This window comes from Sphingobacteriales bacterium, assembly GCA_016706405.1.
Classification (GTDB): Bacteria; Bacteroidota; Bacteroidia; order Chitinophagales; family UBA2359; genus BJ6.
In genome coordinates, this window is the sequence record JADJJT010000002.1 from 1 (window position 1) to 17,504 (window position 17,504).

Sequence of the window (17,504 nt, forward strand, 5' to 3'; positions counted from 1 at the left end):
TATTGGCAGAACGATGCTAGGCGTTTCACGCATTGATGTAAATCTCTACCTAACCAAAATAAAACTGGGCTACTTAAAACCCACATTATTTCATTGGCAAAGGGCATATCCATAAAAAACATTCCGATAACTACTACAGGAACGGACAATGCCAAAGCCCAATACGTTTTCTTTTTGAGTTTGCTGAATTTTTCTTTCTGTATCTGCTCTACGGTGTCATCGCTTGAAGCAGTATCTTCAATCAATATATCGTAACCAACGCTTTGAACAGCTTTTTTCAAACTTTCAACTTTAACCAAACTCGGAATGAATTCAACCAAGACCTTAGCATTTGCGTAATTCACACTTGCATTCACCACACCCGCCTGAGATTTAAGCATACTCTCTACACTAACCGCACAAGAAGCACACGTCATTTGTAATACAGGGAATGATTTCTTTACGGTTGTTACTCCATAACCTAAATCTCGAATAGTTTTTACAGCTTCTGAAACTGTTTCTTGATTTTGAGTTTCAATGATTGCTTCCTTATTGTTGAGTTCAACTCTGTGTGATTCAATACCTTTGAGTTTAGCAATACCATTGTCCACAATCAAGGCACAGTGTTCGCTGTCAACGCCTTCAAGTGGTATCCTAAATTCATTATTATTTGTTGCCATACCTTTTTTATTTAATTACAAGGCAAAGGTGGCAACATTACAGTTCTTACCCGTTACCTGATTTTGGATTGTATTTGTAACATTTACACTTCGTCTAGTGGTTTGCGCTTTATTTCCTTGATATTCTTAAAGTGAGTAGGGGTAAGTCCTGTGACTTTTTTAAACTGATTGCTCAAATATCCAACGCTCGAATAATTCATTTGGTCAGCTATTTCGCTTAATGATAATTCGTCATAAACCAATAATTCTTTCACTTTTTCAATTTTTTGAGCAATGAAATATTTTTCAATAGTCGTTCCTTCTACTTCGGAAAATAAATTTGACAGATACGTATAATCGTGATGAAGCTTACTGCTCAAATAGTCAGATAAATTGGATTTTAATTCGCTGTTATTTTGATGTATAATTTCAATAATGTATGATTTAATTTGTCCGATTAGACGACTTTTTTTGTCATCAATCAATTCAAATCCAAACGTTTTGAGATGATTGTCAAGGTTAGTTTTTTCAGTTTCAGTCAAGTCGTTTTTGAGTTCAACTTCGCCTAAACTAATATTCAAAGTTTGAAAACCTAGTTTCTCCAATTCATTTTGACTACCATTATGCAACGATTGCAAACCATATTTTTGATATAAATTTTCATACGTTAATGTTTATGTCGTGCGTTGGCAAAAAAGTGGCTCTTTTGGTTTTGCGAAGGGTCGGCTTTGTGTGTCGGGGCAAAACCAAATGTGCCACTTGTGCGGCTGGCTAAAATTGTTTTTAAAAAAGTGCGGTGGGGGAAAAAATAAAAAACATAGGGTCGGCAATGAGTGTCGGCTTACTCGTTGTCCGTTTGTAAAATCGTTTCTATGTCTTTGGTCACCTGTCAAAATGGTTTACTTTTTCCTTGTTTTTAGTCCTCTGTTTGATGTTTGCACGGTCGTCTTACCATTGGCTATAACATTTGTATAAACGCAAGTTTGCGTTTATTTAGTTCAAAACTTGCGTTTATTTCCGCTATATCCGGATGGTTTTTAATGCTCCAAAACAATAATTTATACTTTTTTGCTGAATTGAACTTTGGTTAAATCAATATTGATAATATCCGGATTTTTTTAAACTAAAGGCAAAACTAAACCTTAATTGCTAAATACCCAAATTATCCAATGGATTTTTTATTTGGTCAAATCCTTTGGTGGTTATAGGTGTATAAACCTCGATTTTTAAATTGGTAAGTGCGTTAATTCGTAGCCCTGCCGGGTAAATTGCCGTCAGTATTGCTTAAAAAAGCAAGTAAAACCTACAACCAGTTTTGCCTATTACAGTTGGGCAGTTTTGTTATAGGTTGCCGCGTTTTGAATGGCTATATAACGGGCGGTTGTATAAACTATATCCATTAAGGTATCGGCTAATGAGCCGCCTTGTAATATGGCGGGTTTACCTGCATCGCCTCCGGCACAAACAGGCTCAAGTATAGGTAGTTGCCCCAGCAAAGGCAGGTCAAACTGGTCGGCTAATTTTTGCCCTCCGCCCTCGTGGCCAAAAATATAATACTTTTTATCTGGCGCATCCGATGGGGTAAAATAGGCCATGTTTTCGACAATACCCAAAATAGGCACCTTAATTTGTGGCATATTAAACATGCCAATCGCTTTTACTACATCGGCCATTGCCACTGCTTGCGGGGTGGTAACAATTACGGCACTCGTAACAGGTACGGTTTGCACTAAGGTTAAGTGCACATCGCTGGTGCCGGGGGGTAAATCAATAATCAGGTAATCAAGCTCGCCCCAGTCGGCATCGGTAATAAACTGCCGTAAGGCCGACGATGCCATAGGGCCACGCCAAACAACTGCCTGCCCTTCGTCGGCTAAAAAGCCTATAGATAAAGTTTTTACGCCGTATTTTTCGGCTGGAATTATTTTAGGCTTACCATCTAACCCTTCGGCATTTAACTGAGGGCGGTAGCCTTGCAAGCCAAACATAATAGGTACAGAGGGACCAAAAATATCGGCATCAATTAAGCCTACCGATGCGCCGGTTTGTGCTAAACCAACAGCCAAATTTACTGCTACTGTGCTTTTGCCAACGCCTCCTTTTCCGGCGGCTACGGCAATAATATTTTTAATTCCGGACAAAACTTGCTGACCGCCGGCGCGATTTGTGGTTACTTGCGAGGTAATATCAACCTCTACTTCGGCCTCTTTATCAACCAAATGTTTAATGGCTACAATACAGGCATTTTTAATTTGGTCTTTAAGTGGGCAGGCAGGCGTGGTCAGTATTAGCCTAAAGCTCACTTTTTTGCCGTTTACCTTTATATTATCTACCATATTAAGGGTTACCAAATCCTTTTTCAGGTCGGGGTCGTCAACATATCGGAGGGCATTTAGTACGTCGGTAGTAGTAAAAGACATGGAAAATAGTATTTTTAATTTAACAATTTTTACAAATATAATAAAAAGCAAGTCCGTAGTTGCTTTTTCTTGTGTTTATTTAAAGCCATCTTTGTTTTTAGTATATTTTTTAGTCACTTCAAAGGGCATTGGCAATGCCTGGTTAATGGCAATACTGTTATTGGTATATTGTACGCTGGCATAAAATTGGTCGGGGTGGTTAGGGTTTAAGGTTATTTGCCGGTTTTGGGCAAAAGGTTTGCCAGCTAAGTTTGTAAAATTGGTTAGTAAAATAGTTAAAGCTTGCCGTATGCGTTGGTTTTGTAATTGCGCCGTAGCCAGGCCATAATGCGGCGCTTTAAGCCCGTACTTGTATTGCCACTCGTTGTTGCCATTATTACTGCTGTTTAACCAAATTAAGGTATCGGTTTTTTGAAGGTCGGTATTTGCAGCTTGGGGCATTATTAGCGGGTTGCCAAGTAAAACATTCTGAAAATCGGCAAATTGAAGGTCGTAGCCGGTAAAATGGCGCAGTTCGGTTAAAGGGTAAACATGGTAGTTTTTATTAAAGCGGTCAAGCACCCGCGCACTGTCGGGGGTTATTAATGCCCTAACTACCTCAATGCCAATAATGGGTGCGGTTATAGAAACCCATAGCGCCGAGTCGGTGCGCAAACGAATATCGGCGTTAAAACTTTGATTAAACTGGCTACCGTTGGCTGTAATATGTGCTTTTGCGCTAAACCAATCTGGATTAAGTGTTTGAGCTTGCAATAAATCAAGCGCTTTTTGTACAGATGTTGGTGCTTTAGGCGTGGGTAAACCGTTTCCGGAGGTGGGTGCGTGGTTTTTGTTGCGGCAGCCTCCGGATAAAACCAAAATAAAAATACTTAAAAAAAACAAACAAACAAATTGTTGTCGTTGTTGAAACAAAAAAGGGAAATTATGGCTTTTCTTTTCCATCAAAAAATCATAAATTAAGAAAAATTGGGTGGAGTGAATTTTTTATTTATCCGGAATTAAAAAATATTCATCCGGAGAGGAAATAGTTCTTTTAAAACAACAAATACCTGTTTATCATTTATGCCTCGGTCAGCAATTTATCAAACAAAAAACAAACAAATTTTGCGGCTAATTAGTTGATTTACTGCCTGCTAAATTATAAACTAAAAAATTAGTCGGCAAAGGTAGTAAAACAAACTCAGGCCAACGGCAAACCTGCCACTATGGTTGTGCTTTTATTTAAACATTATATCTTTACCTTTGTGCAATGAAGTTTTATTGGAACGATATTTGGAATTTTGCCTCGAAACTAACACCCCGCCGCTTCTTCAATGCCTTTAAAGTGCTGCTGTCTTTTTATTTGGCGCGCTATACCCAGAAGCCAATTCAATGGGGGCTGCCTGTAACTATTTCGTTTGAGCCAACTACTTTTTGCAATTTGCGCTGCCCCGAGTGTCCAAGTGGGTTGCGTGCGTTTACCCGCCCAACGGGCATGTTAAGCACCGATTTTTTTAGCAAAACCATTTCCGAGCTTCACCCAAGTTTATTGTACCTGTACTTTTATTTTCAGGGCGAGCCTTATTTAAACCCTAATTTTTTAGACATGGTAGCCCATGCCGCCAAACATAAAATTTACACCGTAACCTCAACAAACGCCCACTACCTAACCGACAACAACGCCCGCCGTACCGTTGAAGCAGGCTTAGATAGGCTCATTATTTCTGTAGATGGCACTACCCAGGCGACCTACGAGGCCTACCGAGTTGGCGGGCAATTAAGCAAGGTAATTGACGGAGCCAAAAATATGGTAAAATGGAAAAAACAGCTAAAAAGCAAAACACCGCATTTGGTTTTTCAGTTTTTGGTGGTGCGCCCCAACCAGCACCAAATAAACGAGCTATATACCTTAGCCCGCGAAATAGGAATTGATGAGGTAAAACTTAAAACCGCTCAGGTTTACGACTATCAAAATGGCAATCCGCTTATTCCCACTATTGATATTTATGCCCGTTACGCGCAAAAGCCCAACGGCACCTGGCAAATAAAAAACAGTATGTTAAACCAATGCTGGAAACTATGGCACTCGTGCGTTATAACTTGGGATGGTCGCATAGTGCCCTGCTGTTTTGATAAAGATGCACAACACCAACTTGGCGACCTAAAACAACAAAGTTTTACCCAAATTTGGCAGGGGGCAGCCTATCAAAATTTCCGGAAAGCCATTTTAAAATCGCGCTCCGAGATAGATATTTGCGCAAACTGCTCGGAAGGCACCAAAGTTTGGGCTTGAAAAAATAAATGAATTAGCACCAGCAAGGGCAACAGTTTGCTTAAATTAGCAGGCAGATAGCAGATGAAATAAAAAAAACATCCGGAAAAAGCAATAATAAGAACAAAATTTATTACCTTTGCAGCCCAAATTTATATCCGGAAGCAATTATGACATCCAATATCCGGCTTTTTGGCGGCTCGGCCTCACAATACTTGGCCGAAGAGATAGCCCAAATCCACGACATGCCTTTAATTAAAACGATTATCCACCGTTTTAGCGATGGCGAAATACAACCGGAATTACAAGAATCGGTGCGTGGCGACTTTGTATTTTTTATTCAAAGTACATTTGCCCCCGCCGATAACTTAATGGAATTGTTGCTGCTGACCGATGCCGCAAGGCGCGCCTCGGCTCAGTATATTACCGCTGTTGTTCCGTATTTTGGCTATGCCCGGCAAGACCGCAAAGACAAGCCGCGTGTGCCAATATCGGCAAAATTAGTGGCTAATTTATTAGTTGCATCGGGTATAAACAGAATTATAACCCTTGACCTGCACGCCCCACAAGTGCAAGGTTTTTTTGATATACCAGTTGACCATTTAGATAGCTCGGCGGTTTTTATACCGTATATAAAAGAATTAGAATTAGAAAACCTGCTTATTGCATCGCCCGATGTTGGAAGCGTAAAACGCGCCCGCTTTTATGCCAAACATTTATTATGCGATATGGTAATTTGCGATAAATACCGCAAAAAAGCCAACGAAATAGCCGAAATGACCCTGATTGGCGATGTAAAAGGCCGAGACGTAGTTTTGATTGATGATATAGTTGATACAGCAGGCACTTTGGTAAATGCAGCGCAAATAATTATGGACAGAGGGGCAAACAGTGTAAGGGCTATGTGTACGCACCCCGTTTTGTCGGGTAAAGCTTACGAGCGGGTACAGGAGTCGTGTTTAAGCGAATTAGTGGTTTGTAATACCATACCACTAACACAAAATGTTGAGAAAATAAAAGAACTTTCGGTTTCGCAACTGTTTGCAACCGCTATAAAACGTATTTTTGAACACCGTTCTATTAGTTCGTTGTTTGTATAAATGACCGCAAATTGGTCAAAAACATTTATTTAATTCACTAAATTAATAACTTAAACGAAATAATAATTATTATGAGAACCTTTGATTTAGCTGCGCAGGTTCGCTCTGATTTTGGTAAAAAAGGCGCTCGTGCTGTTAAAAATAACGATATGGTGCCTTGTGTTTTATACGGGGGCAAAGAACTAAAGCATTTGCAAGTTACCAACGAAAGTTTGCGCCACCTTATTTACACCCCGCACTTCCACAAAGTAATGCTTAATATTGACGGTGCTACCCACGAAGCAATTATTAAGGCCATTCAGTTTCATCCGGTAACAGATGCTGTTTTGCATATTGATTTTCAGGAATTGGTTGCCGGCCAATCTGTAATGGTAGAGTTACCCGTTCGCCTAACCGGAACCGCCCAAGGTGTACGCGCCGGTGGTAGGTTATTGCACAAAATGCGCCGTTTGAAAGTTCGCGCCGTTCCTGAAAAATTGGTTGACGAAATTGTAATTGATGTTACTAATTTAGAGGTTGGCAAATCAATACGGGTGCGCGACATTGCGCTTGATGGCGTTAGTGCCGTTGTTGAGGGTGCTACCCCGGTTTGCTCGGTTGAGGTAACCCGCGCCTTACGCCAACAACAGGGCGGAAAATAGATTGCTTGTTTTAAACTGCGTTTCGTTGGATACTTGTACTATTTCAATAAAACGAAATTGAACCAACAATTAATATATCGGGCAAAACCCTGTTGATGCGTTTTGTATGATATTTAAATACATAGATGTTTTTTATATTTTACCCTGTGAAATTAGCAAGTTTTATAGGGTAAAACTTTTTTATGTATATCCTTTTCAAATAGTAATTTTTCCGGAATTTGCTTTGTATCGTATTGAGTCTGTTTAGCCCTTCAGGTGGATATTAAAGCAAAAGTTCTATACATTTGTAGCCTTGTTTCAAAATTGCGCTGTTTGCCATCCATCAATGACTACTAATCGTTTTGCCGAAACCAATACCCAACTTGTAAAAGCCGAAGCCCATCGCTTGGGTTTTACTCACGTTGGTATAGCAAAAGCGCGGCGCTTAACCGAAGAGGCCGACCATTTAGAGGCATGGCTAAATGCGGGCTTTCAAGGCAAAATGGGCTATTTAGAAAACTATTTTGAAGAACGCTTAGACCCCCGCCGCTTGGTAGAAGGGGCAAAATCGGTGGTAAGTTTATTGTACAATTACCATAACCCCCAGCAACAAACCCAGCCCGATGCACCCAAATTAGCCCAATATGCTTATGGCCACGACTACCACGATGTTATTAAAAATAAGCTTCGACAGCTGTTACAAACCCTGACCCAACAAATTGGCCCAATTAATGGCCGCGTGTTTGTTGACTCGGCACCCGTTTTAGAGCGGGCCTGGGCTGCACTTAGCGGCACAGGCTGGGTGGGCAAACATGGCTTGTTAATTAACAAACAAGCTGGCTCGTATTTTTTTTTAGCCGAACTTATTACCGACCTCGACCTAATTGCCGATGCGCCCGTTAAAAACTATTGCGGCACTTGCACCCGCTGTATCGATGCCTGCCCTACACAGGCCATTTTACCCAACAAAGTATTAAATGCCAGTGCTTGCATATCGTACCTAACCATTGAACTGCGCGATGCCATACCTGCCGAGTTTGCCGGCAAAATGGACAACTGGATGTTTGGCTGCGATGTTTGTCAAATGGTTTGCCCATGGAACCGCTTTGCCACCCCGCACAACGAGCCGGCCTTTAACCCTAACCCCGACTTATTGCAGCTTACCAAACAGGAATGGGTAGAACTAACCGAAACTGTTTTTGGCCAATTGTTTAAAAAATCGGCAGTAAAGCGCACCAAATTTTCCGGATTAAAACGAAATATTGCATTTTTAAACACTAACAACAAAGCCTCTAAAGAATAACTCCTAATTTCTAACTCCTAATTTATAATGTTTAATAATATATACTAATTTTACAACCTAACAACGATATGAATTTAAGCTTACAAGACAAAAACGCCTTAGTTGGCGGCAGCACACAAGGAATTGGCAAAGCCACTGCCATTGAGTTGGCCTTGCTGGGTGCTACTGTTACCCTTTTAGCCCGCAACGAATCTGCCTTGCAAGCCACTTGTGCCGAATTGCCAACGCCGTTTAATCAAAAACACCAATATATTGTAGGCGATTTTTCACAGCCCGAGGCATTACAACAAAAAGTTGCTACTTATATGGCAAGCCATCAAATTGTTTACCATCTGTTAATAAATAATACGGGCGGCCCTAAAGGCGGGCCTATCCACCAAGCCAATTACACCGAGTTTGAGGCGGCCATGGCTATGCACCTTATTTGCAACCATTTATTAGTACAAACGGTATTGCCCGGTATGAAATTAGCCAATTATGGCCGTATTGTCAATATCACTTCTACATCGGTAAAAGAGCCAATTGAAGGCTTGGGCGTATCAAATACAACCCGCTGGGCGGTAGCAGCCTGGGCTAAAACCTTAGCCGGCGAGGTGGCAGCCTGGGGCATAACCGTAAATACGGTGCTTCCGGGTTTTACCGAAACCGACCGCCTGCAACAAATTATCAATACCAATGCCCAAAAAAAACAAACCACTACTGCCGAAATGGAAAATTTTATGCGAAGTGTTGTACCCGCAGGGCGTTTTGCCGCCCCGCACGAAATTGCCGCAGCAGTAGCTTTTTTAGGTAGCCCGGCGGCTGGCTATATAAACGGCATAGTATTACCCGTTGATGGGGGCCGAACAAAATCGTTATAGCTAACAAATTAAGATAAACTTATTTTTGAAAACGAATTAAATAAAAACCCCGGAGGCAGCAACTCCGGGGCAACAACAAGCACAGATAAACCTTATTCAAAAAGTGAATATCTTTTTTATTTTATAATTGGTAAAATGGTTGCACCATATAATAGAATAGTTTGTTTGTTTTCTATTTGTTAGTTTGTTAGTTTTTTTGTTTGTCGTCAATAACACTGCTGCCGCTTGTATTTTTTTCAATTTGTTTGGGGTCTCCAAGGTAGTAAATAGTGCTCGACCCCGATGCCGAGGCGGTAATACTGTTTGTTGTGTTTAGCTCGGCATAGCTATCGCCCGAGGCGGTAATTTCCGTATCTTCTACCTTAAAATTAGCAGCATTTATTTTTGATGACCCCGACAACTCTACGCTCATTTGATTGCCCTGCCCTTGTAAATTTAAAGTTGAGCCACCCGATAAGGCAACCTCAAAACTGCTTGTTGTTAAATTTGCTTCGCAGGTGCTACCGGTTGACGCATGAAGGCTAAAATTATTGTTTTCAAAGCCACTAAGCTGGCAGTTAACCTTATTTGCCAAATGTATCTCATCGAGCAAGGGTAGGGTAATTACCCCTTTAATTTTAGGCTCGCCTCCCCAGTTAATTTTTAAACCAGATCCATCTTGTGTAATATCTAACTTTTCTAAATCGCTTTCGTTTCCGGCAAATTTTACGCTATATTCTTCGCTGTTAAGTACTACAATTTCTAAGTTTCCCGAAACGTCTATCAAATCAAAATTGGCAAAATCATAAGCTTTTTCGGGGCCAAAGGCCGACAAGTTTATTGCCTCTATATTGGGGATATTACCTGCCGAGGCTGAATTTTCATTGCCATTTGTTTTATCTCCGGATAGTAAAGCCAAACCGTTTGGGGTCATTTTCCAAATATTTCCGGATAATTGGCGATGACGATATCCGGGTGCCAAATCAATATCCCAAATATAATCGGCTAAATTTTTGTCTATAAATATTTGTTGCCCTACCGGAATATTTAAAACATAGGTCATGGTTTGGTTGCGCCATTTTTGGCCAGGCGCCGTTTGGTAATAAGGTTTAAACGAAAGCACTGAGTCGGTTTGACTAAACATAGGAATAATACTTTGTGCGTTTTCAGCGGCTTCGTTGGTAGTACCGCCTTGTGCCGATACTGCTTTGCTAAAACTAAGCTCGGCATTATCGCTTTTTTTGATACTTATATCCGGAAAAGTAAAATAAAGTGCCTTGTTTTCGGTATCAAAACTTACAAGGCCATTGCTTGGACCAAACTCCCAATCCATTAGCGCATTCATATTGCGGTCGTCGGGTTGTAGTTGCAGGGCTAAGGTTTGGTTGTTCGCCATTTTTGTTATTGGTAAAGCATCGTTAAAATTAGCTTTATGGGCAAACTCGGTTCGGTAAGTATTGCCGCCGGTAACTAATAAACTTAGCAAGCTAAGCAGCCAAATACCCACCATTATGCGCCCCCAGTGATAACGGCTTCTGACCCTAAACGAGCGTTTAAATATTAAATATCCTACCAATAAAACCGGAATTCCAAAAACGGCCAACAAGCTAATACTGCTAATAACAAGCTGCGCAAACGAATCAAAAACAAAATTATTTAAAAAGCTAAACGAGTAGGCAAGAGCACTTAACACCCCTACAAACGCCGACACCAAGCCTAATAAAATACTGCCAACAATAATTATGGCTATAATTTTGGCAAACAGCCTAATACCGCGCTCGTAGTTAATATTTTTTGCTTTGGCTTGGGCTTGCGCTCTAAAGTTGTGGAAAAACTGGCGGGTACGCTGGCCGGTTTCGCCCTCATTAAATTCGTCAATGGCGTTGTTTAAGGTATTTACGCCCTGTTTAAAGGCTTGCTCAATGCTCGACACATTAATGGGCTTGCCTCGCATGGCTAATTTTTGTGCAGGGGTTTTGGCTTTGGGAATAATAACCATTAATAATATATAAAACATAAACGACATGCCGCCTAACACAGAGGCTGCCACAAAAGCCAATCGAATCCAAAGCGGGTCGCTAATGCCGGCGTAGGCGGCAATACCCGAGCAAACACCTCCTACAATAGTATCGTCGGGGTTGCGGTACAAGCGGCGCGAGGCAAAACTGCTTGTGGCTTGTTGCTGCTCAGTTTGTTCGTTGTTATTTGTTGTTTTGTAATTTGGGTTGGCAGTGTCATTGCTATTGTTAGCAGAGCTTTCGGATGCTGCCGAAGTATTTTGGCTGCCGGTGTTTGGTATATTTGGAGTGGTGGTATCGGCAACGGTATTTAAATTGTCTGAGGCCAATTCTTCGGGATGCCCCATAACGGCTATTACTTTTTTAACATCGTCGGCCATAATAACCTGCCGGCGTTGGCTTTGCAGGGTATCGGTAAACATTTCGGCTACACGTGCCTCAATATCGGTAACAATTTCATTGCCGTTATTATCATCGAAATAGCGGTGCAGCGAGGTAAAATACGCATCGAGTTGCTCAAAAGCATCTTCGGCTATATGAAAAAACAAACCGCCAAGGTTTATACTTAAAGTTTTATGCATAGTTGTTTATTGTTAATTTTAATGGGTGGAGTAAGAAAAACAATTAAATTGAGATAGTTTTTTAGCAGCAAAAAATAGGATTGGTTAATCAGCAGCGTTTATCCGGATGAAAATTGAGAGATAGGATGTGTGCTTAAACATCCGGAAAAGCATAGCTTACTTGTGTAGTTGGCGGTTTTTCAATTGTTCGGACTGCATGAACCAATTCGTTCCAGGTTTTGCGCAATTCGGCCAAAAAGGCATCGCCTTCGTTGGTTAGCGAATAATATTTGCGCGGTGGCCCCGTTTTCGACTCTTCCCAGCGGTAAGTTAGCATACCGTCGGTTTTTAAGCGGTTTAGCAGCGGGTAAAGAGTGCCCTCAACCATTAACAGGTTGGCGGCTTTCATTTCGGTTATAATATCCGATGGGTACATTTCGCCGCGCGCTATAATGTTTAGCACACAAAACTCTAAAATACCGCGCCGCATTTGGGTTTTTACTTTGTCAATACTTAATTCCATTATTTACGGTTATAGTTGATAAAAGCTATCGTCTTTAAAATAGTACCTTGTGTTGCATGGTACTTGTTGCGCAAAGGTAATATAATCCGGAGATAAAAAGTTCCGGAAAGTTTAATTTTTTTCAAAAAAAAGTAAAAATTTTATCTTTTGCCCTGTAAAATGCCTTATTTTATGTGTTTTTCATCTACCGACTTACACTTCATTAAATACAATAACAAACAAAACTGTAACAGCAACATAAAAAAAGAAGATTTATCTTTGCCCAATGATTGGCCATTTTACCCACCCACAAAAACCCGAACAAACGGTAGCGGTGCAATTTAACGCCCCTATTGATATTAGTATGCCCCTGCGCGCCGGAGACCAAAATGCAAACTGCTTTTGGGCTCCGGCTGTACAAATTGAACCCGTTCGCAGTGGCAATTTTATTGGCGATACAACAAAAGGCGGCTTGGTTAATTTTAAAAACGTAAGCCTAAACCCGCATGGCAACGGCACCCATACCGAGTGTGTTGGCCATATTGCCACCCAACCTTATTATTTACCACAATGCCTTACTAATTACCTGTTTTTTGCCGAACTTGCCACCGTTTACCCCACCTTGCAAACCAACGGCGACCGCATTATTACTTTAGATACACTTGCCGCAGTACTAAATCCGGATGAAACGAACAACCTGCTGCCTGCCTTAGTATTGCGCACCATGCCCAACCCAACCACCAAATTAACGCAAAATTACTCAGGCACTAATCCGCCGTATATACACCACCAGGCTGTTTCGTGGTTAGTAAGCAAAGGGGTACAACATTTATTAATTGACCTGCCCTCGGTTGACCGCGAACAAGACGAAGGTTTGCTATTGGCACATAAAGCATTTTGGCAATATCCACACGGCCCTATACGAACCCAATGTACCATTACCGAACTTATATATGTGCCCAACCAAATAAAAGATGGGCAGTATTTACTGCAATTTCAAATTACCTCGCTCGAGCTTGATGCAAGCCCCTCAAAACCTGTTTTATACGCCTTAGCGTAATATTTAGAGACTGTCTAAAAATTAAAAATTGGCATGCCAGTCCTAAAAATTGATAGGAAAAAAGTTATTAAAAGAGATGTGAATAAAAGACTATCAGTTTGACGTTTAAATAATAATTCATAGCTTTATGAAAATCAAACACATAAAGTAAAATGAAAACCTACCCAAGCAGTCTCACCGATAGTCAATGGAGTGCAATATTAGGCATTTTAGACGACAAACGGAAACGAAAACACAGTTTAAGAGAAATTTTTAATGCGCTGTTCTATTTGCTTAAAAGCTGGCTGTCAATGGCGCATGCTGCCGTTCCATTTTCCGTCATGGAAGCTTGTTTACTACTATTTTACCAAGTGGAAGAAGGATGGGACGATAGAACTCATCCATGAAATACTCAGGGATAAGACTCGAAAGCAAGCAGGCAGGGCTTCATCGCCAAGTGTTGGTATAATTGATAGCCAGAGCGTAAAGACAACAAGCGTCGGAGGCTTGTGCAGAGGGATTGACGGGGTAAAAAGTTAAAGGCAGAAAGCGGCATATTATTGTAGATACAATGGGACTACTTTTAGCGGTTGTGGTTCATGCGGCAAATGAGCATGACAGTAAATCAGCCCCAATGGTTATAGCTGACCTCAGAGGCAGGTTTTGCAGATTGGTAAAGATAGTAGCTGATGGCGGGTATAGAGGCGAGTTAATTGAAAATACCCGCAAAACGTTTGGGTGGGTGGTTGAGGTTGTAAGTAGATCGAATACAGCCGCGAAATTCGAAGTATGGCCAAAAGATGGATTGTTGAAAGAACTTTTGCATGGCTCGAAAGCTATCGAAGATTGAGTAAAGACTTTGAGTTCCAAACCGAAACGAGCCAGACAATGATCCAACTTGCCATGATAAAATTGATGCTTAATAGAATTAGAAAATAAAATTTAGACAGGCTCTTATTTGCAACAGCAATATACGAGCAAATTTTTTTTCGGCAGGATACCAAAGTTTTAAGGTAACTTTGCGCACTATTATTTAAATCAACTATGCAAATACAAGTTTTTAAATCGAAAATACACCGCGCTCGTGTAACCGAGGCCGAACTTAACTATATAGGCAGTATTACCATTGATGCCACTTTAATGGATGCCGCCGGACTTTTTGAACACGAACGGGTTCAAATAGTAAACTGCAATAATGGCGAGCGTTTAGAAACCTACGTAATTAAAGGCGAGCGCGATTCGGGGGTAATTTGCCTAAACGGTGCCGCTGCCCGCAAAGTAGCCGTTGGCGATATTGTAATTATTATTGGCTATGGCTATATTAATATTGAAGAAGCCAAAACCTATCCCGGCGGCAAAGTAGTATTTGTTGATGAAAACAACCGCCCTGTTGACCTGTCAATAACCCACGAAAAAAACTGGAGTTTTGAAGAAATTGTTGTATAAAGCCCTGCAGTATGTGCTGTTTTTAGGGCTTGGTTTGTTGTTGGTTTACTGGTCGGTGCGCAATTTTACGGCCTCTGACTGGCAAAATATACGCCAAGCCTTTGCTAACGGCAATTACGCATGGTTGGCGGCTGCTTTTGTTTGCATCTTGTTTAGCCATTGGCTAAGGGCAGTGCGCTGGCAACACTTAATAAAAGCATCCTACAAGCATTACCCTGGTATTGTAAACACAACGGCTGCCGTATTGATTAACTATCTTATTAATTTGGCATTTCCGCGCTTGGGCGAGGTAAGTAGGTGCGGCGTAGTTAATAAATACGATAAAATACCTATGTCTATTGCCTTGGGTACTGTTGTGGCCGAGCGGGTAATTGATGTAATTCTTTTATTTTTGTTCACTGTATTAATGTTCTTTTGGCAGGCCGATACAATTGGCGTGTATGCACATCAAAAAATTATAGCCCCAATTGAAGCCAAGTTTGCTAACCTAACCCAAACAGGCTGGGGCACCTTTATATTATTGTTGGCAATTGCATTAATAATAGGTTTGGCTTGGTTTATGAAACGCCGCCTACAACAATTTGCTGTTTACAATAAATTAAAATCGTTGGCATTAAGTTTTATCAAAGGAGTGGTAGCCGTACAAAAAGTACAACGACCTTTATTGTTTTGGGTTTCTTCTATCTTAATTTGGGTAGGCTATTACTTAGCAATAATGGCCTGCTTTAAGGTAACAAGTTTTACCGACACCTTAAGCTGGGGAGCTGCTTTTGCCGTATTAATTGTAGGAAGTTATGGCATGATTGCAACACAGGGCGGAATTGGCGCCTACCAACTTCTTGTTTCCGGATTATTGGTGCTTTACGGCCTCGAACAAACTTTAGCATACGGTTTTAGCTGGCTGCTTTGGAGCGCACAAACGTTTTTATCAGTATTTTTGGGCTTTATTGGCCTGGTAGGGCTGCCAATTATTAATAAACAAAACAAGGCAAACACAACGGCAACAACTAACAATTAAAATACATATTTTTTATATTATTTTTATATCTTATAATAATGCTAAACGCCGAAACAACCATTGTAATTCCACCCAGAAATACGGAAAATCGTATTAATGATAAAATTATAACTACCGACCAATATCAAACCCTTAGCCGGACACTTAATATACTTCGTTTTAAAAGTAATACCATTGCCTTTACCAATGGTTGCTTCGATTTGCTGCATCAAGGGCATATCCATTGTTTAGCCCAAACCGCCAATTTAGCCGATTTTGTTATTGTTGGCCTCAATACCGATGCCTCGGTACAGCGCTTAAAAGGCCCCAAACGACCGCTTCAAAGCCAACAAGCCCGGGCGCAAATATTGGCCTCGTTGTTTTATGTTAATATGGTGGTATTGTTTGATGAAGACACCCCTTACGAGCTAATAAAGTTAATTCAACCCGATGTATTGACAAAAGGCGGCGATTATCATCCGGATTCTATTGTTGGAGCCGATATAGTTAAAAACAACGGCGGGCAGGTAACGGTAATACCTTTTTTAGATGGCCACTCAACCACCAAACTTATAAGCTAAGCTAAGCAAATTAATTGAAGGAAGAAGACTTCTTGCCGTCATAAACCCCTTCTGTTTAACTCATCGTGGTATTTTTGGGTGTTAATTTGATGCTCTTGGTAGGTGTTGGCAAAATTATGGTAGCCCGAAAAATCTTCTTTAGCACAAAAATACATATAGTCGCCTTCGGCGGGGTTAAGGACGGCCTCCATAGCAGCTTTGTTGGGCGTGCGAACCGGGCCCGGCGGCAGTCCAAAATTGCGATAGGTATTGTAGGGCGAGTTTATTTGGGTATGATTTTTAGTTACCCGTTTAATGGTAAAATCTCCAACAGCAAAAATAACGGTAGGGTCGGCGTGCAGGCGTTCGTTTTTGGCCAGACGGTTTAAGTAAACCCGTGCCACTTTGGGCATTTCGTCGGTTTTGGCCGTTTCCCAGGTAACAATCGAGGCGAGTGTATTGGCCTCAAATTGGGTAAGCCCCAAAGCTTTGGCTTTTTCAAGGTTCTCGTCCGTCCAAAAATTGGCATATATTTTATACATCCGGTCAAAAAACTGTTCGGCGCTGGTGTTCCAGTTAAATTGGTAGGTATCGGCAAAAAATGCGCCGATTAGCTGGGTTGGGTTTAAATTTTTTTGCTGTAAAAAAGCGGTATCGCTTAACAAGGTGGCTAATTGTGCCGAGTCGGCCTCAATGAGTGGGTGTACTGCCGCTACTAATTCGGTTAAAGTATGCAACCCATCGAGCGAAATATTTACCGGCGTTTGCTGCCCCGAACGCAACAAGTTTACTACGGAACGGTTGCTCATATTTGCATTCAACAAATAGCGTCCGGGTTGTATTTTTTTAGGGTAATTCATTTGCCGAGCTACTAAATCAAAACTTTTTATAGAGGCAATCATTCCGTTTTTAGCCAAAGAGTCTAACACTTCTTGGTAAGTGGCATTTGTGCGAATAAAAAGCACCGAACTTGTATTGGTATTAACATTGGGCTTATATAGCAGCCACCAACCGGCAACGGCAGCTACAATGCCACCAAAAAACAATAAAAACAGTAAAATTTTAATAATTTTGCCTGCAATTGAACGCGGCTTCGACATAAGTTAAGGAAATAAAAAATTAAATAACAACTATTTGGCTTAAGAAACCTGTTTAAAAAAAATCCGGAAAAAACCTTGTTTAACCAACACGATACTGGGTTTTCAGGCACT

15 protein-coding genes and 2 pseudogenes are annotated in these 17,504 nt (G+C 41.0%); 10 read left to right on the top strand and 7 right to left on the bottom strand.

What is annotated here, in order from left to right:
• Nucleotides 1-28: 28 nt before the first annotated feature.
• The 4 genes and pseudogenes from IPI59_06435 to IPI59_06450 all read right to left on the bottom strand — a co-directional run bounded on the left by IPI59_06435 (nucleotide 29) and on the right by IPI59_06450 (nucleotide 3,940).
• A pseudogene (locus tag IPI59_06435) lies at nucleotides 29-659 on the bottom strand (cation transporter).
• 83 nt (nucleotides 660-742) lie between these two features.
• On the bottom strand, nucleotides 743-1,267 hold the full coding sequence (locus IPI59_06440) for a helix-turn-helix transcriptional regulator (GenBank protein ID MBK7527181.1): 525 nt from the start codon (nucleotides 1,265-1,267) through the stop codon (nucleotides 743-745).
• A 693-nt stretch (nucleotides 1,268-1,960) separates the two neighbouring features.
• Nucleotides 1,961-3,058 (bottom strand): Mrp/NBP35 family ATP-binding protein, encoded by a 1,098-nt coding sequence (locus IPI59_06445; GenBank protein ID MBK7527182.1) that lies wholly within the window; start codon nucleotides 3,056-3,058, stop codon nucleotides 1,961-1,963.
• Between the two features lie 75 nt (nucleotides 3,059-3,133).
• Nucleotides 3,134-3,940, bottom strand: coding sequence for a DUF4292 domain-containing protein (locus IPI59_06450; GenBank protein MBK7527183.1), 807 nt, complete (start codon nucleotides 3,938-3,940; stop codon nucleotides 3,134-3,136).
• 367 nt (nucleotides 3,941-4,307) lie between these two features.
• Here IPI59_06450 and IPI59_06455 point away from each other — a divergent pair, with 367 nt between their 5' ends.
• From IPI59_06455 to IPI59_06475, 5 genes are all read left to right on the top strand, one after another.
• Nucleotides 4,308-5,330 (top strand): SPASM domain-containing protein, encoded by a 1,023-nt coding sequence (locus IPI59_06455; protein ID MBK7527184.1) that lies wholly within the window; start codon nucleotides 4,308-4,310, stop codon nucleotides 5,328-5,330.
• A gap of 149 nt (nucleotides 5,331-5,479) precedes the next feature.
• On the top strand, nucleotides 5,480-6,409 hold the full coding sequence (locus IPI59_06460) for a ribose-phosphate pyrophosphokinase (protein MBK7527185.1): 930 nt from the start codon (nucleotides 5,480-5,482) through the stop codon (nucleotides 6,407-6,409).
• 71 nt (nucleotides 6,410-6,480) lie between these two features.
• The gene (locus IPI59_06465) at nucleotides 6,481-7,050 is read left to right on the top strand and encodes a 50S ribosomal protein L25 (protein ID MBK7527186.1); all 570 of its coding nucleotides are present in this window, start codon (nucleotides 6,481-6,483) and stop codon (nucleotides 7,048-7,050) included.
• A 325-nt stretch (nucleotides 7,051-7,375) separates the two neighbouring features.
• Nucleotides 7,376-8,332: a tRNA epoxyqueuosine(34) reductase QueG gene (gene queG, locus IPI59_06470; GenBank protein MBK7527187.1), complete on the top strand. Its 957-nt coding sequence runs from the start codon at nucleotides 7,376-7,378 to the stop codon at nucleotides 8,330-8,332.
• Nucleotides 8,333-8,400: 68 nt separating this feature from the next.
• Nucleotides 8,401-9,192, top strand: a complete 792-nt coding sequence (locus tag IPI59_06475) for an SDR family oxidoreductase (protein MBK7527188.1) — start codon at nucleotides 8,401-8,403, stop codon at nucleotides 9,190-9,192.
• Nucleotides 9,193-9,379: 187 nt separating this feature from the next.
• Here the strand turns inward: IPI59_06475 and IPI59_06480 are convergent, their stop codons facing one another.
• Nucleotides 9,380-11,770, bottom strand: coding sequence for a DUF2807 domain-containing protein (locus tag IPI59_06480; GenBank protein MBK7527189.1), 2,391 nt, complete (start codon nucleotides 11,768-11,770; stop codon nucleotides 9,380-9,382).
• Between the two features lie 133 nt (nucleotides 11,771-11,903).
• Complete coding sequence (locus tag IPI59_06485; GenBank protein ID MBK7527190.1) at nucleotides 11,904-12,272, bottom strand: PadR family transcriptional regulator; 369 nt, start codon at nucleotides 12,270-12,272, stop codon at nucleotides 11,904-11,906.
• A gap of 265 nt (nucleotides 12,273-12,537) precedes the next feature.
• On the opposite strand from IPI59_06485, the gene IPI59_06490 reads away from it, so the two are divergent.
• The 5 genes and pseudogenes from IPI59_06490 (at nucleotide 12,538) to rfaE2 (ending at nucleotide 16,314) form a co-directional block, all read left to right on the top strand.
• Nucleotides 12,538-13,311, top strand: coding sequence for a cyclase family protein (locus IPI59_06490; protein ID MBK7527191.1), 774 nt, complete (start codon nucleotides 12,538-12,540; stop codon nucleotides 13,309-13,311).
• 152 nt (nucleotides 13,312-13,463) lie between these two features.
• Nucleotides 13,464-14,229: pseudogene (locus tag IPI59_06495) on the top strand (IS5 family transposase).
• Nucleotides 14,230-14,334: 105 nt separating this feature from the next.
• Nucleotides 14,335-14,736 (top strand): aspartate 1-decarboxylase, encoded by a 402-nt coding sequence (locus tag IPI59_06500; GenBank protein MBK7527192.1) that lies wholly within the window; start codon nucleotides 14,335-14,337, stop codon nucleotides 14,734-14,736.
• Nucleotides 14,717-15,754 (top strand): flippase-like domain-containing protein, encoded by a 1,038-nt coding sequence (locus IPI59_06505; protein MBK7527193.1) that lies wholly within the window; start codon nucleotides 14,717-14,719, stop codon nucleotides 15,752-15,754. Before IPI59_06500 ends, IPI59_06505 begins: the two co-directional genes overlap by 20 nt.
• A 38-nt stretch (nucleotides 15,755-15,792) precedes the next feature.
• The gene (gene rfaE2, locus IPI59_06510) at nucleotides 15,793-16,314 is read left to right on the top strand and encodes a D-glycero-beta-D-manno-heptose 1-phosphate adenylyltransferase (protein MBK7527194.1); all 522 of its coding nucleotides are present in this window, start codon (nucleotides 15,793-15,795) and stop codon (nucleotides 16,312-16,314) included.
• A gap of 38 nt (nucleotides 16,315-16,352) precedes the next feature.
• Here rfaE2 and mltG read toward each other — a convergent pair whose 3' ends face one another.
• Nucleotides 16,353-17,393, bottom strand: coding sequence for an endolytic transglycosylase MltG (gene mltG, locus IPI59_06515; GenBank protein ID MBK7527195.1), 1,041 nt, complete (start codon nucleotides 17,391-17,393; stop codon nucleotides 16,353-16,355).
• Between the last annotated feature and the right edge of the window lie 111 nt (nucleotides 17,394-17,504).

What these genes read in the sequence shown, in the direction of transcription:
- IPI59_06445 (MBK7527182.1), bottom strand. Translation starts at nt 3,058, where the DNA reads ATGTCTTTTACTACTACCGACGTACTAAATGCCCTCCGATATGTTGAC.
- IPI59_06455 (MBK7527184.1), top strand. Translation starts at nt 4,308, where the DNA reads ATGAAGTTTTATTGGAACGATATTTGGAATTTTGCCTCGAAACTAACA.
- IPI59_06460 (MBK7527185.1), top strand. Translation starts at nt 5,480, where the DNA reads ATGACATCCAATATCCGGCTTTTTGGCGGCTCGGCCTCACAATACTTG.
- IPI59_06465 (MBK7527186.1), top strand. Translation starts at nt 6,481, where the DNA reads ATGAGAACCTTTGATTTAGCTGCGCAGGTTCGCTCTGATTTTGGTAAA.
- queG (MBK7527187.1), top strand. Translation starts at nt 7,376, where the DNA reads ATGACTACTAATCGTTTTGCCGAAACCAATACCCAACTTGTAAAAGCC.
- IPI59_06475 (MBK7527188.1), top strand. Translation starts at nt 8,401, where the DNA reads ATGAATTTAAGCTTACAAGACAAAAACGCCTTAGTTGGCGGCAGCACA.
- IPI59_06480 (MBK7527189.1), bottom strand. Translation starts at nt 11,770, where the DNA reads ATGCATAAAACTTTAAGTATAAACCTTGGCGGTTTGTTTTTTCATATA.
- IPI59_06485 (MBK7527190.1), bottom strand. Translation starts at nt 12,272, where the DNA reads ATGGAATTAAGTATTGACAAAGTAAAAACCCAAATGCGGCGCGGTATT.
- IPI59_06490 (MBK7527191.1), top strand. Translation starts at nt 12,538, where the DNA reads ATGATTGGCCATTTTACCCACCCACAAAAACCCGAACAAACGGTAGCG.
- IPI59_06500 (MBK7527192.1), top strand. Translation starts at nt 14,335, where the DNA reads ATGCAAATACAAGTTTTTAAATCGAAAATACACCGCGCTCGTGTAACC.
- rfaE2 (MBK7527194.1), top strand. Translation starts at nt 15,793, where the DNA reads ATGCTAAACGCCGAAACAACCATTGTAATTCCACCCAGAAATACGGAA.
- mltG (MBK7527195.1), bottom strand. Translation starts at nt 17,393, where the DNA reads ATGTCGAAGCCGCGTTCAATTGCAGGCAAAATTATTAAAATTTTACTG.